Origin of the sequence: Flavobacterium sp., assembly GCF_031411595.1 — a bacterium.
Lineage (GTDB): Bacteria > Bacteroidota > Bacteroidia > Flavobacteriales > Flavobacteriaceae > Flavobacterium.
Genome location: NZ_JANOBI010000052.1, coordinates 1 through 21,861 on the forward strand (window position 1 = coordinate 1; position 21,861 = coordinate 21,861).

The following is a 21,861-nucleotide window of genomic DNA, read 5'->3' on the forward strand; positions in this document are numbered from 1 at the left end:
TTTGCCATCATTTTTGACTTTTGATTTGCAGTCAACTTCTACAAATAGCCATCAACTTTCCAGTTAATTTCCACTCCAATTTTCAGGTAACACTTTCCAAGCGAACTTTTGGATTCCGGTTGTCATGCGGTTGCCGACAACTCACATATACATCCACAAAAAGCATTCAAAAACACCTTTTCTAGAATGGATATGTATGTAATTATAGAGTGTTTATTTTGCTAATATACTAACTATTTATAAGTCGTCAAATGGGCTTCTGATTTGTTGCAAATTTTTTGTACTAACATGCGTATATATTTCGGTGGTTTTACTACTGTTATGGCCTAATAATTCTTGAATATAACGCAAATCTGTGCCACTTTCTAATAGATGTGTTGCATAACTATGACGAAGCCAATGCAGCGAAACAGGCTTTTGTATTCCGGCTTTTTCTAATGCGAATTTTAATACACTTTGCAGGCCTTTTTCTGAATAAGGTTCGCCTTTGTTATGCCCTTCGAACAACCAAACTTTGGGTTTGTAGCCTATATAATATTCACGTAACATGCTTAAGATTTTTGTAGATAATGGTGCTATTCGGTCCTTTCTTCCTTTCGCTTGATGAATAAAAATTAGGTTTCTTTTAGAATCAATGTCGGCGGGTTTTAGATTTAATAACTCACCACGACGAAGCCCACAACTGTATATCAGGCACAACATTACTCGATGTTTCAAATTTACGTGAGCATTTAAAATGAGTTTTACTTCTTCTTTACTCAATACATTCGGTAATAATTTGGCTCTTTTTGGCCGGTGAATACTGCTTATTTCAATTTGCTTGTTTTGTATTGTTGAGTAAAATAGCTTGATCGCATTAACGATTTGATTCTGATACGAAGGCGATAAATTCTTCTTCAAAATATAATCATTATTAAACTGGATAAGGTCATCATTCGTGATTTCCGTAACCATTTTGTCTTTAAAAAAATATAGAAATTGACCTAAACATTCGGTGTAGGTTTTAATGGTGTTTTGACTGTAGCGTTTCGATGACAACCAGTTTTTGAATTTCTGAACTTGCTCCAGATTATCTACCGTTGGAATCTTCAGCGGTGCAACATCAATTTGAAAACGATATCTGTTTTCTTCGGTATTCGGAACATGCCAAGCCATAAAGGACTGGCTCCATCGCGCATCTTCAATGGCTTTGATTCGCTCGATAAGTATTGGATTTTTTTCAAAAAAAACGGCAATGCGTTTCTCGGATTTGTGGATGATCAGTTTGGCTTTCCATTTCATGGCGTAATTAATTTTAAAGGCTTGTAATTAAAATTAAAGATATAAAAAATAATAAATCGATGATGCCTTTTCTTTTTATTGTAGAATGTTATTTTTGCATGACAACAACGCAACTATGTACAAACTCCTAATTCGTCCGATACTTTTTTGGTTTGATCCTGAAAAAGTGCATTATTTTACGTTCACTTGGATTCGTCGATTGTCTAAAATTCCGGGTTTTACTTCATTATTTCGATGGCTTTATCTAGTGGATGATAGTCGATTGGAACGTGAAGTATTTGGATTGAAATTCAAAAATCCGGTTGGACTCGCAGCAGGTTTCGATAAAGACGCCAAGCTCTATGAAGAACTTTCTAACTTTGGATTTGGGTTTATCGAAATCGGAACACTGACACCAAAACCTCAAGAAGGCAACCCTAAAAAGCGACTGTTCCGATTGAAAGAAGATCAGGCGATTATCAATCGTATGGGTTTTAATAATGGTGGCGTTGATGCGGCTGTTTTGCGACTGCAACAAAATAAAGGTGTTTTGATTGGCGGCAATATTGGCAAAAATAAATTGACACCAAATGAGGAAGCTACCTCTGATTATGAAATTTGCTTTGATGCTTTGTATGATGTTGTTGATTATTTTGTGGTTAATGTGAGTTCGCCGAATACGCCGAATTTACGTGAACTACAAGATAAAAAGCCATTGACGGAATTGCTACAAACGCTTCAAAATAAGAATGAAACCAAGCCAAAAGCTAAACCTATACTCTTGAAAATCGCTCCTGATTTGACCGATGAGCAACTTTTGGATATTATTTATATTGTAAAAACCACAAAAATTGCAGGCGTTATTGCTACTAATACTACCATTTCACGCGAAGGTTTACAATCTGAAAATAAAAACGAAACCGGTGGACTTTCAGGAAAACCACTAACCAAAAGAGCTACTGAAGTCATTCGATTTCTTTCCGAAAACAACAACAAAGCCTTTCCGATTATTGGAGTAGGTGGCATTCACTCGGCGCAAGACGCGCTCGAAAAACTCGAAGCGGGTGCGAGTTTGGTGCAATTGTATACAGGTTTCATCTACGAAGGCCCAAGTCTGATTAAAAAAATCAATAAGGCAATTCTAAAAAAAACTTCCTAAATTAGCGACTCAAAACCTTAGTACCTCAGAACCTTAGCACCTCAAATGACACCAATCAAAATTATCGAATGTCCACGCGACGCCATGCAAGGCATCAAACCTTTTATTCCTACTGAAAGAAAGGTTGCGTATATTCAATCGTTGTTGCGAGTTGGTTTTGATACGCTCGATTTCGGAAGCTTCGTTTCACCCAAAGCCATTCCGCAAATGCAAGATACGGCTGAAGTTTTGGCAGCACTCGATTTGTCACAAACTACTAGTAAATTGCTCGCTATTATTGCCAATACGCAAGGCGCGATTTCGGCTTCACAATACCAAGAGATTCAGTATTTGGGTTTTCCGTTTTCGATTTCTGAGAACTTTCAAATGCGGAATACGCATAAAACTATTGCTGAATCGTTGGTCACTTTGCAAGAAATTTTAAGCATTGCTGATCAAAGCAATAAGGAAGTTGTGGCTTATCTGTCGATGGGTTTTGGGAATCCTTATGGCGATCCGTGGAATGTGGAAATAGTGGGCGAGTGGACCGAGAAATTATCCCTTATGGGCGTCAAGATATTGTCGCTTTCGGATACGGTTGGTAGTTCTACGCCCGATGTTATTACGTATTTGTTTTCGAATCTGATTCCACAATATCCGCAAATCGAGTTTGGTGCGCATTTGCATACTACGCCTGACAAATGGTTCGAGAAAATCGATGCTGCTTATAAGGCTGGTTGTCGTCGTTATGATGGCGCTATTCAGGGTTTTGGAGGTTGTCCGATGGCTACTGATGACTTGACGGGTAATATGCCGACTGAGAAATTGCTGTCGTATTTCACTGCGCAAAAGGAAAATACGAACACTAGTCCGATGAGTTTCGAAAGCAGTTATAATGAAGCTTCGAAGTTGTTTGGCGAGTTTCATTAGAAGCTAATCCGGCTATCATTCCAATCTTGTCATTGCGAGCTTGCGTGGCAATCTCCCAATGCCAAGGATTTTCCCTTCAAATGCGTAGCATTCACCGAACACCTATAAAAAATAGAAACTCGGTGAGGTAATCCGGGCTAGGCTATCGTCTTTTAATCCACTTATAGATTTCAATCCACAATACGGCTACACTGCCGACTAAAATGCTCATGGCTAATTGTGCTGTCGTGATGGCATCGAAAGCAAAAAACATTGAAAAGGCTGGTATAAACAATAGCAACGATGTAATCAAAATGGTAACTCCAATAATCATTGGGACTAAATTGTTTTTGTATCGAATGGTAGTGAAAATCGAGTAATAAAACGATCTGTTTTCTAGCGTCAAAATGATATTGGAAACGATTAATGTTAGGAAAACCGTGGTTCTCGTTTGTGCTTCGGTGCAGTTTTCCGCAAGGCAATATTGATATACAAATAGTAGTCCCAACGTAATCACCAAACCTTGAATGATGCTAATCAGGATTTCTTTCCAATTGAAAAAAGTATTGCTTAGCGGTCTTGGTTTTTGCAGCATCAGATTGCTTTCCATAGGTTCGTTTTCATAGATAATAGAGCAAGTTGGCCCCATAATTACTTCCAAAAATATAATATGTACCGGAGTAAAAATGTTGGGATACATCCAACCCAAAGCCAGTGGAATAAAGACGATTAATATAATCGGAATGTGAATCGATATGATATATTGGATGGCTTTTTTCAAGTTGAGGTAAATCTTTCTTCCCATCGCAATCGCGTCCACCATCTTGGCAAAATCATCGTCAATCAAGATTAAATTTGCGGCATCTTTGGCTATCTCAGTACCTTTTTTACCCATGGCTATTCCGATGTGTGCTGACTTTAAAGCCGGTCCGTCATTTACGCCATCACCAGTCATTGCTACTATTTGGTTGTTGTCTTTTAATGCTTTGATGATTTTGAGTTTGGCTTCGGGAAACATTCTGGTGAAGATGCTGGTTTCCATGACTTTTGTTTTTAAAACTTTGTCGCTCATGGCCATCAATGCATCGCCATTTAAAACATCGGTTGTGTTTTTAAAATCAATTTGGTTCGCAATGGTTGTTGTGGTTGCGGCATTATCTCCGGTGACAATTTTCACGTCGATGCCGGCTTTGTAAAATGTTTCAAAAACCGATTTGATATTGGCTTTCGGCGGATCATAAAAAGCCACCAATCCTTTAAAATGAAAGGCGAATTCTTGTTGTGTTTTGGGGTAATTTTTGCCTGAAAATTCCGCTACACCAACGCCCAATACGCGATAACCTTCATGGGTCATAGTATCTATAGCGGCAAGAATTTGTTGGGTTTCTTTTTTGGAAAGCTTCGAACAGGCGATTAATGCTTCTGGTGCCCCTTTGGCGGCGATGATTCGATTGCCTTTAGCATTCTCAAAAACATGCGTCATCATTGGTGGTTTGCCACTCAATGGGTATTCGTGTATTAATTTATAATGAGGACGTTCATCTTTAATTTTCATTTTGGAGTAGGCTTCGTGCAATGCGACTTCCATGGCGTCGAAAGGAATGGGTTCGCTCGACCACATCGACAAACTCAACAGTTCTTGGTCGGTTTGATTAAGTTTTTCTTTAGGATTTTGAATCGCATTATCGGCCAACGTATACCATTGGGCCAACGCCATTTTATTCTCGGTGATTGTTCCCGTTTTATCGGTGCAAATTACGGTAGCACTTCCTAAAGTTTCTACGGTTTTGGTTTGTTTGACAATAATGCCCATCTTCATCAAACGCCAAGCACCTAAAGCCATAAACGAGGTGAAAGCCACCGGAATTTCTTCGGGAATGACACTCATGGCAATCGTAAGCGCTTTGAGCAAGCTCTCTAAAAGTTGCTGTGAATGATAGTAATTAATGCCCCATACAATGGCAAAAATAATCAGTCCAATGATCGACATTTTTTTGACGAAGTTGCCAATCTGAATTTGTAGTGGTGTTTTTTCTTCTTCAATGGAAGCGATGTTGCTGCCAATTTTTCCGAGTTGGGTTTGGTTGCCAATTGCGGTTACTTGGCAAATGGCTAAACCGCTGGCAGTAATAGTTCCTTGAAAAACTTGGTTGTTTTCGGAATCGGAATTTTTAAAAACAGCAAGCGATTCTCCGGTGAGTATCGATTCATTCACCGAAAAATCATTGGATTGTAGAATCATGCCATCTGCTGGAATAAAGGTACCTTCTTCGACTTGCATGCAGTCGCCTATGACAATTTCATCGCTTAATATTTCGGTGAGATCTCCGTTGCGAATCACTTTGCTTTTTGGCTGTGATAATTTTCGCAAGTTTTCGATGGCATTTTGACTCCGAGATTCTTGATACAACGAAATGGTGGAAACCAAAAGAATTGCGGCAGCCATAAAAATCCCGTCACCATAATCGCCCGTGATAAAATAAATGGTGGTCGCTGCAACCAGCAATAGAAACATGGGTTCTTTAACCATTTCTATGAGCGAATGTAACAAGTGGTTTTTTTCTTGATGTTCTAAAGAATTGCTACCGTTTTTGATTCTGGATTGTAGTACTTCGCTTTCTGAAAGCCCTGATATAGTTTGGTTTTGTGCTGTCATAATCACGATTTAGGTGCAGTTAAGATTGAGGGAAGTTTTTTCTTTTTCAATCGTTTACTTGCTGCAATTTAATTATTTTTATGATAATATTATTACACTATTCCGCTTAAAATTGTCTATATTTGCTCGCAATTTAACTACAACTACAAATTGCAATGAAGGCACACAACTCCAAAATTGTCGGTGAAGGATTAACCTACGACGATGTACTTCTCGTTCCCAATTATTCTAATGTATTACCGCGCGAAGTCAGTATTCAATCGAAATTTTCACGGAATATTACACTTAATGTACCAATCGTTTCTGCTGCTATGGATACGGTGACTGAAAGTTCCATGGCGATTGCTATGGCGCAAGAAGGTGGTATTGGAGTGTTGCATAAGAATATGACTATTGAACAACAAGCTGCGAAGGTGCGCAAAGTAAAACGTGCTGAATCTGGGATGATTATCGATCCGGTGACTTTACCTTTGACGGCTAATGTTGCAGATGCCAAAAATGCGATGAAAGAATTCGGCATTGGTGGGATTCCAATTGTTGATGATCAGAAAATTTTAAAGGGAATTGTCACCAATCGAGATTTGCGTTTCGAGAAAGACAATGCACGTCCGATTGTTGAGGTAATGACAAGTGAAAATTTAATTACTGTTGCAGAAGGCACTTCACTCGAACAAGCTGAAGTTGTTTTACAAGGTTATAAAATCGAGAAGCTTCCTGTGGTCAATGCCGATTATAAATTGGTTGGATTGATTACGTTTAGAGATATTACCAAACTCACCCAAAAACCTATTGCCAATAAAGATGTATTTGGGCGTTTGCGTGTAGCTGCAGCAATTGGTGTTACTGGTGATGCCGTTGAAAGAGCGCAAGCATTGGTCAATGCTGGTGTTGATGCGATTATCATTGATACGGCACACGGACATACAGAAGGTGTAGTTCGTGTTTTGAAAGAAGTCAAAGCAAAATTCCCAAAACTTGATGTTATTGTTGGCAATATTGCTACGGCAGAAGCTGCAAAATTCCTTGTTGATCATGGTGCTGATGGTGTGAAAGTCGGTATTGGTCCAGGTTCTATTTGTACTACTCGTGTAGTAGCCGGTGTTGGATTTCCACAATTTTCTGCGGTGCTTGAAGTCGCTGCTGCGATTAAAGGCAGTGGTGTTCCTGTAATTGCTGATGGTGGGATTCGTTATACGGGCGATATTCCAAAAGCGATTGCTGCCGGTGCCGATTCTGTGATGCTGGGTTCGTTGTTGGCGGGAACGAAAGAATCACCTGGAGAAACCATTATTTTTGAGGGGCGAAAATTTAAATCTTATCGCGGAATGGGTTCCGTTGAAGCTATGCAGGAAGGTTCAAAAGACCGTTATTTTCAGGATGTGGAAGACGATGTGAAGAAATTAGTTCCTGAAGGAATTGTAGGTCGTGTTCCATACAAAGGCGAATTGAATGAAAGCATGCAACAATTCATTGGTGGACTGCGTGCCGGAATGGGTTATTGCGGTTCTAAGGATATTCCGACTTTACAAGATACTGGAAGGTTTGTAAGAATAACTGCAAGTGGCATTAATGAAAGTCATCCGCATAATGTGACGATTACTAAAGAAGCCCCGAATTATTCTAGATAAAGAGTACCTGAGTTTCTGAGTTCGTCTTGGTTTATGAAAAGCCTAGCCCTGATAGGAGCATTTATCCTTTTGTGCCGGCGTTCGGCGCAAAAGATATGGCGGATAGCAGGTTCCCGGCTTCTAAAGAAAATCCTTCAACTCATTCTTCAAATAACTCATAGCGGCACTGCTTGGTGTCGCTTTTTCCATTAAATCGCTTAAGATGGTTTCACGCAGTTTGTCGGCGCTGTCTACGCGTTCGCTCATGTTGGCTTTGCGGATCATTTGGATTGTGGCATTTTTTGCCGTTACGATTATTGTCCAACATTCGTCGGTCATGTAGATTTGTTGGGTTAAGTTGTGATCGAATTCTTGTTCGATTTGTGCGATGACCAAGTTTTCATAGTCGTTTTTATCTTGAGAAAGCGGTTTGATGCGAATCAATAATTTCGTTGGATTGATGCGTTCGAGAAACAAAGCCATGCGTTCGAATGCTTGAAGTCGCAATGGCAAAGCATCTTTTTGATTTTCCTTTTGCAACAACCAGCGTCGGGTATTTTGTTGGTCATTGAAATAAGCTGTGAATAAATAATAAGCTACGCCACCGGTAATTAATGACGGTATCGTGTAAAATAACAATTCTAGGATTTTATCAGCGTTCATGGGAAATATTTTGTTTTAGTGTTGGCAAAAGTAAAACATTACTTTCATTTTTTTTATCCATTAAAAATAATTAAAGGATAAAAGATTCCTAATAAAATTTTAGATATTTTTACAGAAACTAAACCATTATGAAAAAAACACTACTCATTCTTTTTGTTGCTATTTTCAATTGTATTGCTTTTAATGCAATAGCGCAAACTACAACACTCACGGTTTTCGATCAAATTCGTTTTTATGACGGCTACGCGGCTGTTGTAAATCAACCCGTTCCTGATGGCATTATCCGCCATCGAAATGATTTGTATGCCAAAAAACTTTCCCCAGAAGAACTGTTGGCTTTTGGTAGCACGATGACGCTTAATGTTACGATAAAAGCGGATTGTGATAATTACGATCGTATTGGGAATGTCAATTTGGCTTTTGTACCTAAAGATGCTACAACGTATGATACCAATGCGGTACCTAAATTTGAATTGGCCCGATTTATTACGCCTTTCATGAATAAAAATATTGCGCCTTTTGAAGTTCCTTATACTTTTAATATCGACAATATGGCGAAAATCTTTAAAGATCCTGCATTGATAGCCGCTTATGATTTCTGGATAGAGTTTGAAGTTTTTGGAGTTCCTTATGCAGCACAAACCCAAGTGGCCGGATGTGCGGGAATCAATAGTGTGTTTTTTGGCACTTTGGCATTGGTGTCTGATTCGAATCCTTTTACTTCAAGCGATAATTTTATTTTGCCTTTAAATTTTAAAAACTATTTGAATAATTACCAAGTGGGTGCTTCCGATGCTGTTGGAACGACGGTGAGAACCATCAGTATGAATTTGCCGACGGATATTGCCGATGCCAGTTTTTATTTGATTACTTCAAATCATGGCGCTAATTCCGGTGGCGAAGAATATGTTAGAAGAAGACATTATATCTATTTTGACAATTTTACCACTAATATTTTAAATTACAGACCGGGTGAATTAACATGTGAACCGTACCGAGTATACAATACACAAGGCAATGGAATTTATGGAGCAACACCAAGAACCGATGCCCAATGGCAATCGTTTAGTAACTGGTGTCCAGGCTATAATATACCCATCCGAAAATTGGTTATGGGAACTATAATTGCCGGAACTCATAATTTTAGAATCAGTGTTCCTACTGCTGTTTTTACTGGAGGAGAAGGGTATTTTCCAATTTCTTTGTACTTGCAAGGAACCAATACTGCATTGGGTTTGGATCATCCAACGATGGTTGAATATGCTGTTTTCCCAAATCCGACTTCAGATTTTATTACGATTGATTCGGGAGAAAGTATTAAAAACAGCGTTATCGTCAATTCGATAGGGCAAAAAGTGTATGAAGGAAATCTGAAGCGTATCGATATTTCTAGTTTTTCGAAAGGGTTGTATTTGCTTCAAATTGAATTCGAAAACAACATGAAAGTAACAGAGAAAGTCATTAAAAATTAAGTTGGGTTCTGTCGAAAATTTCTTAATTAATTTAAATCAAAACACTGCCTAATGAAAAATGTATACGCCATCATAACATTGCTTTTTTGTTTTACTACTGTGGCTCAAAATATTGCGATTCGCGGTATCATAAAAGATGCCATCACCAAAGAACCCATTATTGCTGCTTCGGTTGGCGTTCAGCATTCTGGACTTGGAACCATTTCCAATGAAGAAGGGGACTTTCAAATGACTGTTCCCCAAACGGCAACGATTGGAATAACGTATTTGGGTTATAAAACGATGGTGATTCCCGTAACGGAATTTAAAGAAGAAACCAAAACGATTCTATTAGAACAAAGCGAAGAAACTATAGAGGAAGTGATTGTGACGAAAGTTCCCTTGGAACAAGTGATGCAGGATGTTATTGATGCATCTAAAGCCCGTTTCAATAAGCCAATTGTGTTGCATACTTATTACAGGGAATTTGTAAAAGTCGATAATAAATACAAAAAATTCTCCGATGCATTGTTGGATTATCACGCTAGCGGCGGCTCGAAAAAGACAAAAACTGATTTGATTGTGAAGCAAAACCGTTCTTTTTCTTTGACCACAACCGATGAGGAAGAAGACGAACAGTTAAGCCCTACGCTCAATGTACAACGAGGGATTTTCAATAGTTATAGTTTTGAGTTTTTAGAACGCAATATTTTAAAAGAAAAGAACCTTGAAAACTATGAACTCTCTTTAAAATCTAGAAAGAATGCTGAAGGTCATCAATTGTATGCCATCATCATAGAGCCCAAAAAAGACATTGAAAAACCATTGTTTGAAGGTACTGTAATCTATGACCCTGAAACCAAATTGATTTACGAATTCGATTTGCATTACGCAGCATCACACAAATCCTTTGCGAGAACAATCAGTTTTTTGGGTATGCATGCGTCAATGTTGGACATGAAGGTCAAAGCAGTATATAAAATGACCAATAATTATGTATTGTCGCATAACAACAGATTCGTTAAATATAAAACGTGGACAAAAAAATATAATGAACTTGTAGAATCCAGAAGTGATTTGATTGTAACCGATTTCGAAAAAGACGACCTGACTTACAATAAAAAAGAGGTTTATAAAAAGAAATATCTTTATGATAAGCCAACCAGTTGCAATGGTAAATTTTGGCAAAAAAACAACGCCATTGTATTAACCGATGAAGAAGAAAGAGTAATTTCTTCCCTTGAAAAAGCAGTTTACGGTGTACCAAAATCAGAATAATTTCACAAAATTAATCTATGCAACCCGAGTTAGATTTATTTTCACAAATGTTGAAAACTCACTTTCGTTCCTCACTACTAAATGTGTATTTTTGCATGCTGTCTAAGTTAACTCAGTAACTCAGCAACTCAGTAACTCAGTAACTCAAGAATGCAACAATATATCAATCAACTTAACGAAGCCCAACAAGAGCCTGTTCTCCAGAAAGACGGGCCGATGATTATTATTGCTGGCGCTGGCTCTGGAAAGACGCGTGTACTCACCGTTAGAATTGCTTATCTGATGAGCTTGGGTGTTGATGCGTTCAGTATTTTGGCATTGACCTTTACGAACAAAGCGGCACGTGAAATGAAAAGTCGTATCGCACAAATTGTCGGAACGAATGAAGCCAAGAATTTATGGATGGGAACCTTTCACTCGGTATTCGCCCGTATCCTGCGCGCGGAAGCCGATAAACTGGGTTATCCATCGAACTTTACGATTTACGATACCCAAGATAGCGTGCGATTGATTTCAGCGATTATCAAAGAAATGCAGTTGGATAAAGATATTTATAAACCGAAGCAAGTTTTAGGTCGGATTTCCTCTTATAAAAACAGTTTGATTACGGTGAAAGCCTATTTCAATAATCCCGAATTGCAAGAATCGGATGCGATGTCGAAGAAACCGCGTTTGGGTGAGATTTATCAAAATTATGTCGATCGCTGTTTTAAAGCCGGTGCGATGGATTTTGATGATTTATTATTGAAAACCAACGAATTACTGAATCGTTTTCCCGATGTGTTGGCGAAATACCAAGATCGGTTTCGGTATATTTTGGTCGATGAGTACCAAGATACCAACCATTCGCAGTATTTGATTGTTCGTGCTTTATCGGATCGGTTTCAAAATATTTGTGTCGTTGGTGATGATGCGCAAAGTATTTATGCATTTCGTGGCGCCAACATCAATAACATTTTGAATTTTCAAAAGGATTATGACAATGTAAAAACCTATCGCCTTGAACAGAATTATCGCTCGACGAAAAATATCGTTGAAGCGGCCAATTCGATTATTGAAAAAAACAAAACCCGATTGGATAAAGTCGTTTGGACCGCCAATGATTTGGGAAATAAAATCAAAGTGCATCGAAGCATTACCGATAGTGAGGAAGGGCGTTATGTTGCGAGCACGATATGGGAGCAGAAGATGCTCAACCAAATGATGAATGGTCAGTTTGCGATTTTGTATCGAACCAATGCACAATCACGTGCTATGGAAGATGCGCTTAGAAAACGTGATATTCCGTATAGAATTTATGGAGGATTGTCGTTCTATCAAAGAAAAGAAATCAAAGATGTGTTGTGTTATTTGCGTTTGGTGATTAATCCTAAAGATGAAGAAGCATTGATTCGTGTGATTAATTATCCCGCGCGAGGCATTGGCGATACGACGGTGGAGAAGCTTACCATTGCCGCGAATCATTACAAACGTTCGGTTTTTGAAGTAATGCAAAACATCGATAAAATTGATTTGAAATTAAACTCCGGAACCAAAGCCAAGTTGCAGGATTTTGTGACGATGATTCAGAGTTTCCAAGTCATTAATCAAAATCAAGATGCGTTTTACCTTGCCGATCATGTGACGAAAAAAACCGGATTGGTGCAGGAATTAAAGAAAGATGCTACGCCTGAAGGTATTGCTCGCATTGAAAACATTGAAGAATTGCTCAATGGTATAAAAGACTTCACGGAAGGCCAAAAAGAAGTTGATGGTGCTCGTGGTGCTTTGTCTGAATTCCTCGAAGATGTGGCCTTGGCTACCGATTTAGATAAAGATACCGGCGATGATGATAGGGTAGCGTTGATGACGATTCACTTGGCGAAAGGATTAGAATTTCCATATGTGTTTGTAGTCGGTATGGAAGAAGATTTGTTTCCAAGTGCTATGAGTATTAGTACTAGAAATGAACTCGAAGAAGAGCGTCGTTTGTTTTATGTAGCTTTAACCAGAGCGGAAAAACAAGCTTATTTGACTTATGCGCAATCGCGTTACCGTTGGGGGAAATTAACCGACAGTGAACCGTCGCGTTTTATTGATGAAATCGACTCACAGTATCTCGAATATTTGTCTGTAGAAGAAAGTAATTATCGTTACAAACCGATGATTGATACCGATATTTTTGGCGACATCGACAAATCGAAATTGCGTTTGGCTAAACCTGTAAGTAGTTCGCCTCCAAAAAAATACGGTGAAGAACCTACAGCGATCATTCGAAAATTAAAACCGGTTTCCGGTAATGCGCCTTCCAATGCACCGAATTTATTTGATTCAAAATTAACAGTTGGAAATGTGGTCATGCACGAGCGTTTTGGCAAAGGTGAAGTCATCAATCTCGAAGGCGTAGGCGCAGACAAAAAAGCGGAAATCCGTTTTGAAGTTGGCGGTATTAAAAAACTATTGTTGCGTTTCGCAAAACTCGACGTTATAGGATAATCTAACACACGAGCGTCAGCGAACTGGCGAAGCAATCTAAATATCTAACAATCCAACAATCGAAATGTCGCAATTCATCAAAATATACGAAGACAAACCCAACGAGTCCGCCATCAAAAAGGTGGTTGATGTTTTAAAAAATGGTGGCTTAGTCATTTATCCAACGGATACCGTTTATGGTTTGGGTTGCGATATCACCAATTCTAAAGCTTTGGAGCGCATTGCTAAAATCAAAGGCATCAAACTCGAGAAAGCCAATTTCTCATTTATATGTCACGATTTGAGCAACTTGTCAGATTATGTGAAACAGATTGATACATCTACATTCAAATTACTCAAACGCACGTTGCCCGGGCCTTATACTTTTATTTTACCCGGAAATAACAACCTTCCAAAAGAATTCAAAAAGAAAACAACGGTCGGAATTCGGGTTCCAGATAACAACATCGCATTAGAAATCGTAAAGATGTTAGGCAATCCAATTGTATCAACTTCAATTCATGATGAAGATGAGGTTTTAGAATATTCGACCGATCCCGAATTGATTTTCGAGAAATGGCAAAACCTTGTGGATGTAGTAATCGATGGTGGTTACGGTGATAATATGGGTTCGACTATTATTGATTTGTCGGGATATGAACCGGTGGTTGTTCGCGAAGGAAAAGGCGATGTGGATATTTTTTAAATTACTAGGCAAAAAAAAACGCCTTGATTAACAAGACGTTTTTTATAAACTAAATCACTGAACACTTCAGTACTGAACACTGATTACTACTTCGTCGGTTTCTTCATTTCTTTTTCAATCATATCATAAAACTCATCGATTTTTGGTAGAATCACCACACGAGTTCTTCTGTTTTTGGATCTGTTGTCTGCAGAGTTATTTTCAACCAATGGAATAAATTCGCCTCTTCCCGCAGCAATCAATTGCGCTGGATTGACTTTTAATTCTTTGGTTAAAACTCTTACGATGGCTGTCGAACGTTTTACGCTCAAATCCCAGTTGTCGATTAAGATTGCATTTCCTGTGAATGGAACGTTGTCAGTATGACCTTCCACCATACATTCAAAAGTGGGTTTGTCATTGATGACTTTCGCTACTTTCGCTAGTACTTCTTTGGCTCTGTCGCTGACCATATAGCTTCCGCTTTTGAAAAGCAATTTATCAGCAATCGAAATGAAAACTACCCCTTTTTCTACATTCACTTCAATGTCCGGATCTGAAATGCCTACGGAACTTTTAAGACTCGTAACCAAGGCTAAAGTTACGCTGTCTTTTTTGGTCAAGGCATCTTGCATTCTGGTGATTTTCAAATCTTTTTCTTTGATGGTTTCCAACGCTTTTTCGATGTTCGTTGCACCTTGCGTAGTGAGGGTTGTCATATTGCCCATGTTGTTTATCAAATCGGAATTGTTCTTCTTAAGGAAATCCACTTGGCTTGACATGGCTGCTTTTTCAGTAAGACAAAGGTTGAGTTTTACGGTTGTTGAGTTCAACAAATCTTGGCAATCTTTGTTTTGTTTCTCTAATTCGGCAATTTTCTTTTTGGTTCCACACGAAGTAGTGGATATTAATGCCAATAACGATAAGGCGAAAAGGATTTTTTTCATGGTCTAAAATTTTGAGTTTGTATTAAAGATGTTTGTTGTTGTACAAAAAGTTTATTTTTCAAATTTAAATCATTAAATATTGAATGTTAAAGAAAACGACTTAAACTAATGTTAAAAAATTTTTGCAAATATAGTGTTGTTCTTAATAAAGTAACGGTAGATAATGCTTTTTGTTATGTAATAATTGGGAAATTGTTTGTCATTTCTCTTTTTATAATTTTTAGAAAACATACCGTAAAATGAAAAATGGGCTTTTATGATGGCGAGAGTATGAAGTGGTTTTCCCTTGAATAAAAATTGAATGCCGGCCAATCCGTCTAAAAGGAAACGTGTGAAAAGTATTTGAAATAAACTTGACTTCGGTAGGTTTTTGACGAGCATTAATAACGAGTTCCTGAAATTTAGAAATGTTTTTCTTGGATTTCCTTGTTGCAATGTAGCACCGCCAACGTGGTATACGACTGATTTTGAAGTGTATTGTGTTTGATGTCCGGTATTGAAAGCGCGCCAACACAAATCGATTTCTTCTTGATGTGCAAAGAAATCCGAATCGAAACCTTTTAGTGCATCAAACACCGATTTTCGGATAAAGAAACACGCGCCTGAAGCCCAGAAAATTGCTGTTTCATCATCGTATTGGTGCGTGTCTTTTTCGACAGTTTCGAATATACGCCCACGACAAAACGGATAGCCATATTGGTCGATGAATCCACCGGCAGCGCCAGCATATTCGAAATAATCTTTGTTTTTGTAATCGAGAATTTTGGGTTGAATGATCGCGGTTTGTGGTTCGTTTTGAAATTTTTCAGTAATCGATTGCAGCCAATTTTCGGTTACTTCAATATCGGAATTGACCAATGCGTAAATATCAGCATCGACATTTTTCAATGCTTCGTTATAACCGCCGGCAAAACCCAGGTTGCTTTGATTTTGGATGATTTGTATGGTAGGAAATTTCGATTTTACAAAAGCAACAGAATAATCCGTCGACGCGTTATCAGCAACATAAATGCTGGCTTCGGACGAATATTGAACGACTGATGGCAGGAATTTTTCCAGCAATTTTCGACCGTTCCAGTTTAGGATGACTACTGCGATTTTCATTTTAGACTTTAAGATTTTTAGACTTTAAGACATTAAGATTTTAAGATTTTGGATAATCTTGCAGTCTTACAATCCTATAATCCTTTCCGGCAATTCTTTTAAAAAGACATATTGTTCTTTTTCAAAATCCATTTGGCAAAAGTAATGATTCTGTCCGTTGGTTACCATCAAATATTGCGCTTTCATCGTGAGGTTGTATCGCGCGATTTGGTCGAAGGTGGTTTGGGTGATTTTGACTTCAGGCGCTTTGCATTCTACCAAGAGGAAAATCGAACCGTCGGCATTGAAAACCACGACATCGTAGCGTTTGGTTAAGCCGTTAATTTTCAATACTTTTTCTACGTTGATGTAGGATTTCGGGTAGTTTTTTTCGGTTAACAAATACTGCACTACGTGTTGGCGCACCCATTCTTCAGGTGTAAGAATCACAAATTTTTTCCGGATTTCGTCGAAAATAGCGACTTTATTTTCACTATTTTTGAAACGAAAGTTATAGGTTGGAAAATGGAGTTTTTGCATGTGGTAAAAGTAAATAAGATTTTTGGATTTTGAGACTGTGAGACTTTAAGACAGCACAATCTTAAAATCTTACAGTCTTATAATCTTAGTAGCAGATTGCCCTAGCCCCGATAGAAGGGAAAATCCTTTTGTGCCGGCGTTCGGCGCAAAAGATTGGAATGATAGCGGGAAATAGCTCCTAAATAATAATAAAATCAATGGATGAAGTTGTAAAAATTGTAAACGATATTAAAAACGGTAACATCAAACCGATTTATTTTTTGATGGGTGAGGAGCCTTATTATATTGATAAATTGTCTGATTTTATTGAGGAAAATGTGCTCAGTGAAGAAGAGAAAGGCTTCAACCAAACCGTGCTTTATGGGCGCGATGTTTCGGTGGAAGATATTATATCTACCTGCAAGCGTTATCCAATGATGGCCGAACGACAAGTGGTGATTGTAAAGGAAGCGCAGGACTTGACCAAAACCATCGACAAGTTAGAAAGTTATGCTGAAAACCCCATGCCATCGACGGTTTTGGTAGTTTGTTATAAATATAAAACTTTAGATAAACGCAAAAAAGTTACTAAACTTTTAGACAAACATGGACTCGTTTATGAGAGTAAAAAACTCTACGAAAACCAAATTGGCGATTGGATTAAGCGGGTTTTGCAAGGAAAAAATTATGCTATTGAGCCTAAAGCTGCGGCGATGTTGTTGGAATTTTTGGGAACGGATTTGAGTAAAATTAATAATGAACTTGAGAAACTGCAAATCATCATTCCCAAAGGCAGCACCATTACCGCCAAGCATATTGAAGACAATATCGGGTTTAGTAAGGATTATAATGTGTTTGAATTGCGCAAAGCGATTGGCGATCGGAACCAATTGAAGGCGTATCAAATTGCACAGTATTTTGCCGATAACCCGAAAGACAATCCGATGGTAGTGACGACTAGTTTGGTGTTTAGCTTTTTTGTGAATCTGTTGCAGTATCATGGTTTGAAAGACAGAAATCCTAAAAATGTGGCTTCGGTGCTTAAAGTGAACCCTTATTTTTTGAAGGATTATGATATTGCCCTGAAAAATTATCCGATGAAAAAAGTGAGTGCTGTTGTAGCCAAACTGCGTGATATTGATGTGAAGAGTAAAGGTGTTGGTGCTAATGCGTTACCCAATCATGATTTGCTCAAGGAAATGTTGGTGAGTGTTTTTAATTGATTATAAAAACCGTAAAAATTTCGAGTAATATTCCCGATATTTGTGCCTCTAAAATTAAAATGAAATTAGCATGATGAATAAAAATACCGTTCTGGGCTGGGCAACATTAATCATGATTGTCATGGGATTAATCCTGATTGCCTTAGGTGCTTTCCGGTATGATGATGTAGCTGGCTGGGGTTTCGTAGCTGTCGGTGTAGGTTTCTTCGCCAATGCCTGGGTTTTCAATGCACTCAAAGGCAGGGTGTGATTTATAAAACCATCTTAACAAAACATTAAAGCGTTATGAATTTTTGATGGTATGGGTTAATTTTATGGACATGATAATTTTTAAAATCAACCGAAGATGTCAAAGCCAATCCAATTTCCAGAACAGCGTCAAAAAGCGCCGGGTCGCGAATCCAAAATGCATCCCCAACCTGAAATCATAAGGAAATCCTATAAGGGAAGCGCGAAATTAAGAAACAAAATCGCCTTAATTACCGGAGCGGATAGTGGTATCGTCCGAAGTGTCGCATTGCATTTTTCTAGCTTGTGACGACAGCAGTTATATGACAGGGCAGGTGATTCACATCAATGGCGGCGTGATTGTCGGCGGCTAATGCAACCGGGAAAAAATAGGATTACCTTTTTAAAGCAAAATGGCCTTTATATATTTTGCCATCATTTCGGGTAACGTAGAACCAATAGTCATCAGAGGGCAGTAATTTTCCATTAAAGGTTCCGTCCCAAAACCCGATATTGCCCAATACTTTTAATAATTTTCCGTAGCGGTCGAATATTTTTGCTTCAAAGTTGGGTTCAAATTCCGCAAATTCCACATGCCAATTGTCATTATAACCATCGCCGTTTGGAGTGAAAAATTTAGCATAATTAAGCAGATGGACTTCTTTTGTATCCAATCCACAACCATTTTTATCTTTTACGGTAACGATATACTCGCCGTTTAATAATCCTGAAAAAACATTACTGTCCTGAAACGTGGTACCATCAATAGAATATTCATAATTGCCTAAACTGGTGGCGCTTAAATTTACAATGATGCTATTTTGATTATCTGTCCAATCAATAGTGTCTATCGAAGTTATGGTTGGAGCATTAGACAAGGCAACCGTGAAATTATGCGTAGTGGCGCAAACGACCGGACCATGATTCTGAGAAACGGTTATCCAGTAATTCCCTGGTTGCGTGACTATAATTGAGGAAGAAGTTGCACCGGTAGACCAGGCATAACTGTCGAAACCGGTATCTGCGGTCACTATTATTCTTCTTGTGTCTTCACAAATTGCCAGCTCATCCAATATCGTAATTACAGGTTTGCTCACTAAGGTGAGTTGTAGCGTTACAACCTGATGGCATCCACTGCTGGCGTCTATTCTAACGTATATAGAATTCAAACCAATATTCAAAGAACGGTCGACGCCAATCTGTTCCGATGCGATTTGATTCTCGGCACCATTCGCTGAGCTATAATAAGTAAAAATGTTGCCCGTTGTTGGCATAATCATAAAACTATCAAAATCAGATAAAACAACATCTTCATTGCCGTCATTGTCCTCATCACAAACATTTGTGGCATAATTTGAAGCATTCAAAGTATAAATTAAACTAATGGCAACAGCAAGCCGGCCAATGCTTTCGCAACCATCGACAGTTTGCATGGCATAATAGGTTGTATTATTTGTCAATAGCGTAGAAGCGGGAAGTGGCAGAGTGCTGCTCAAGGAATTAAACCATTGAATCGCGGTTCCGTTTACAATGACATCATTCAAAGTATTATTCTGTGTAGCGCAAAAAGACTGATCAGTACCTGTTGGTGTTGCGGTATTTTGAATTTTTATAACCACGGGAACCCTCAAACTTTCACAGCCAATAAGCGTTTGGGAGGCATAATATGTAATACTATCCTGTAAAACGGTGCTTCCGGCTAACAAATTTCCTGCTGTGGCTGCATCATACCATTTAATATTCGAACCTGTTATAACAATATCATTTAATGTGGCATTTTGCTGAATGCAGAATTTTTGTGGACTTGCCATCGTTGGAGAAAGCGACCTTGGTAGCGTGTTGAACTGAATCGTTGTCTCAATGTAACAATCAGGATTATTCGTAAAGAAAACCCGGGCAGTTATCAAATCTCCACCAACGGTCGTATTGGTGTATGGGTTTGGAAGCGGGCTCGGTAAAATGATTCCATTGGAATTTCGATATTCAACGGTTGTATTTTGCTGGATTCCGATCAATTGTGATTGGATGGTTGAAGTATTAAATGCGGAAGAGATTCCTGAACCCGAAATTGTTTCGCATTCGCTTAACGGACTTATCGCAGTAATAGTCGGTTTATTATCGATTACAACATCCGTAAATAAAGTTTGCGTATTGGCTCCGCAAGTAACGGTGGCTGTTACATGGTAATTTCCGGGTGTCGAAAACTGATGCTGGGGATTATTAATGGCGGCGGAGTTGCTTCCCGAAGCCGGATCTGCAAAATCCCAATTGATAGTATCAAAACTTCCGCTTAAATTGAAATTTGTTGCTTCAGTCAGGCATGTGGTATTGACATCAATAGCGTCAGTGGTATTTTGACCATTTAGATCGTACCTGTAAAACATTGCATCTGAATCGCCATTCCCGCTGTTGTTATTTATCGCTGTACCATTGATTGTTAATGGTTTGCTTTCAAAAGTTGAAGACAAATAAAGGCTGTCATTGATGAAAAACATCGGAGCGGCCATATCCTGAGAAGGTCCATATGCATCGTTTGGGTTACTGGATGATTTCAATACAAAGCTTGTAGCAAAACTCGCTAAATCAACCTTGAATAAAACCAGGTCATAATTACGACCATTAATACCCGGCGAGCTTGCAATGGTTGAACTCGTAAATTGCAGGTAATTCCTGAAATTTGTCAGGATATAAAGATCGTTGTTTTTCTCTGCCATGTAAGCGCTTGCTATGGGATTGACATAATTGCCCCAGTTCAATGAGGTATTATTGATTTTTTTAAATCTTTCGAGTGCCCCATTCTGTACGTTGAATTCGGTTAAGATACTCCTTTGTTCGCCACTAGTGTTGCCCGGTATCAAATTGCCGAGTATGGTAACATCATCCCTTAAGTGGCCCCACAGATACAATTTATTGTTTATCGGATTAAAATGCAGATACCTCGGCTCATAAATCGACTGAGCCGGACCGTTCGCATCATTGGAAATCTGGACCGACCAATCCAATTGAAGATTACTGTTAATCTTATACAGATCTGAATGCGCGTTCGAACCTCTTTTATAACTCGACAGGTATATATTGCCGTTAGTGTCAATTTCAGAAGTAGCATATGTGTTGTGACCATCTCCGAATTCTTTGGCGTCTAATAAATCTCCCGCAAGATTTAGTTTTGCAACAAATGCTTTTTCATCCCCATTGTAAGTAAAACTCAAAGTAATTTGATTGCATATGGTAATACTCTGTACAAAGGTGCCTGTTACATACAAATTGCCATTATTAAAATAAACATCCCGCATGCCGTAATTAATGCCCAAGCCCAGCGACCTGCTCCAGATGAAATTGCCATTGGTGTCAAACTTTAAAAGCGTTAGGCCGGGAAAGAATAGTAATCCACTGATAGTTACTGGAATTGAACCAGAATATGTTGTCAGGACATATATGTTTCCTTGATCGTCTGAAGTCATTTTATTTGCGCCTAATGTCTTGCTCCAAAGTAAATTACAATTAAAGTCGTATTTATTAATGAGCCCGCTTCCCATAAAATAAATGCCGTCTACACTTTTCTTATAATCGTATACAAAGTCGTCAGTCCAGGAACCGAAATTTTTGGCACAAGTCAAGCATTGCCCGAAAGAAATGAATGGAATTAAAATGAAAAGGAATACTATTTTTTTACCCATACCAAAGGATGTATGACGCCAAATATAAGTAGTATTCATTAACAATTAAACATCTTTTGAATTCTTTGCATTTAAAACTATAT

General features: G+C 38.4%; 17 protein-coding genes. 10 read left to right on the forward strand and 7 right to left on the reverse strand.

Features of this window, described 5'->3' with window-relative positions; translation table 11 throughout:
* Positions 1-237: 237 nt before the first annotated feature.
* Positions 238-1,281, reverse strand: coding sequence for a site-specific tyrosine recombinase/integron integrase (gene xerA, locus RMO03_RS12030; RefSeq protein ID WP_309642350.1), 1,044 nt, complete (start codon positions 1,279-1,281; stop codon positions 238-240).
* Positions 1,282-1,396: 115 nt separating this feature from the next.
* Between xerA and RMO03_RS12035 the strand changes: the two genes are divergently transcribed.
* Both RMO03_RS12035 and RMO03_RS12040 read left to right on the forward strand, forming a co-directional pair.
* Positions 1,397-2,419 carry a quinone-dependent dihydroorotate dehydrogenase gene (locus RMO03_RS12035; RefSeq protein WP_309642351.1) on the forward strand — a complete coding sequence of 341 codons (1,023 nt, stop codon included), beginning with the start codon at positions 1,397-1,399 and terminating at the stop codon, positions 2,417-2,419.
* A gap of 45 nt (positions 2,420-2,464) precedes the next feature.
* The gene (locus RMO03_RS12040) at positions 2,465-3,328 is read left to right on the forward strand and encodes a hydroxymethylglutaryl-CoA lyase (protein WP_309642352.1); all 864 of its coding nucleotides are present in this window, start codon (positions 2,465-2,467) and stop codon (positions 3,326-3,328) included.
* A gap of 142 nt (positions 3,329-3,470) precedes the next feature.
* Here RMO03_RS12040 and RMO03_RS12045 read toward each other — a convergent pair whose 3' ends face one another.
* Positions 3,471-5,963 (reverse strand): cation-translocating P-type ATPase, encoded by a 2,493-nt coding sequence (locus tag RMO03_RS12045; protein ID WP_309642353.1) that lies wholly within the window; start codon positions 5,961-5,963, stop codon positions 3,471-3,473.
* Between the two features lie 155 nt (positions 5,964-6,118).
* Between RMO03_RS12045 and guaB the strand changes: the two genes are divergently transcribed.
* Positions 6,119-7,591 carry an IMP dehydrogenase gene (guaB, locus tag RMO03_RS12050; protein WP_309642354.1) on the forward strand — a complete coding sequence of 491 codons (1,473 nt, stop codon included), beginning with the start codon at positions 6,119-6,121 and terminating at the stop codon, positions 7,589-7,591.
* A gap of 120 nt (positions 7,592-7,711) precedes the next feature.
* Here guaB and RMO03_RS12055 read toward each other — a convergent pair whose 3' ends face one another.
* Entirely contained in the window at positions 7,712-8,233 is a 522-nt protein-coding gene (locus tag RMO03_RS12055) for a hypothetical protein (protein WP_309642355.1), read from the reverse strand.
* Positions 8,234-8,361: 128 nt separating this feature from the next.
* Between RMO03_RS12055 and RMO03_RS12060 the strand changes: the two genes are divergently transcribed.
* The 4 genes from RMO03_RS12060 (at position 8,362) to RMO03_RS12075 (ending at position 14,122) form a co-directional block, all read left to right on the forward strand.
* Entirely contained in the window at positions 8,362-9,705 is a 1,344-nt protein-coding gene (locus tag RMO03_RS12060) for a peptide-N-glycosidase F-related protein (RefSeq protein WP_309642356.1), read from the forward strand.
* Positions 9,706-9,756: 51 nt separating this feature from the next.
* Positions 9,757-10,962, forward strand: a complete 1,206-nt coding sequence (locus tag RMO03_RS12065; protein WP_309642357.1) for a carboxypeptidase-like regulatory domain-containing protein — start codon at positions 9,757-9,759, stop codon at positions 10,960-10,962.
* Positions 10,963-11,112: 150 nt separating this feature from the next.
* A complete protein-coding gene (locus RMO03_RS12070) occupies positions 11,113-13,437 on the forward strand; it encodes a UvrD-helicase domain-containing protein (RefSeq protein WP_309642358.1) in 2,325 nt (774 codons plus the stop codon).
* Between the two features lie 64 nt (positions 13,438-13,501).
* Complete coding sequence (locus tag RMO03_RS12075; protein ID WP_309642359.1) at positions 13,502-14,122, forward strand: L-threonylcarbamoyladenylate synthase; 621 nt, start codon at positions 13,502-13,504, stop codon at positions 14,120-14,122.
* Between the two features lie 86 nt (positions 14,123-14,208).
* On the opposite strand, the gene RMO03_RS12080 is transcribed toward RMO03_RS12075, so the two are convergent.
* The 3 genes from RMO03_RS12080 to RMO03_RS12090 all read right to left on the reverse strand — a co-directional run bounded on the left by RMO03_RS12080 (position 14,209) and on the right by RMO03_RS12090 (position 16,671).
* The gene (locus RMO03_RS12080; protein ID WP_309642360.1) at positions 14,209-15,048 is read right to left on the reverse strand and encodes an OmpA family protein; all 840 of its coding nucleotides are present in this window, start codon (positions 15,046-15,048) and stop codon (positions 14,209-14,211) included.
* A 111-nt stretch (positions 15,049-15,159) separates the two neighbouring features.
* Entirely contained in the window at positions 15,160-16,152 is a 993-nt protein-coding gene (locus RMO03_RS12085) for a glycosyltransferase family 2 protein (RefSeq protein ID WP_309642361.1), read from the reverse strand.
* A gap of 66 nt (positions 16,153-16,218) precedes the next feature.
* Positions 16,219-16,671, reverse strand: a complete 453-nt coding sequence (locus tag RMO03_RS12090; protein WP_309642362.1) for a type I restriction enzyme HsdR N-terminal domain-containing protein — start codon at positions 16,669-16,671, stop codon at positions 16,219-16,221.
* Positions 16,672-16,868: 197 nt separating this feature from the next.
* Between RMO03_RS12090 and holA the strand changes: the two genes are divergently transcribed.
* The 3 genes from holA to RMO03_RS12105 all read left to right on the forward strand — a co-directional run bounded on the left by holA (position 16,869) and on the right by RMO03_RS12105 (position 18,411).
* A complete protein-coding gene (holA, locus tag RMO03_RS12095) occupies positions 16,869-17,873 on the forward strand; it encodes a DNA polymerase III subunit delta (protein WP_309642363.1) in 1,005 nt (334 codons plus the stop codon).
* Between the two features lie 73 nt (positions 17,874-17,946).
* Positions 17,947-18,123 (forward strand): CAL67264 family membrane protein, encoded by a 177-nt coding sequence (locus RMO03_RS12100; protein ID WP_309642421.1) that lies wholly within the window; start codon positions 17,947-17,949, stop codon positions 18,121-18,123.
* A gap of 96 nt (positions 18,124-18,219) precedes the next feature.
* Positions 18,220-18,411 carry a hypothetical protein gene (locus tag RMO03_RS12105; protein ID WP_309642364.1) on the forward strand — a complete coding sequence of 64 codons (192 nt, stop codon included), beginning with the start codon at positions 18,220-18,222 and terminating at the stop codon, positions 18,409-18,411.
* 85 nt (positions 18,412-18,496) lie between these two features.
* Here the strand turns inward: RMO03_RS12105 and RMO03_RS12110 are convergent, their stop codons facing one another.
* The gene (locus tag RMO03_RS12110) at positions 18,497-21,817 is read right to left on the reverse strand and encodes a T9SS type B sorting domain-containing protein (protein ID WP_309642365.1); all 3,321 of its coding nucleotides are present in this window, start codon (positions 21,815-21,817) and stop codon (positions 18,497-18,499) included.
* Positions 21,818-21,861 lie beyond the last annotated feature (44 nt).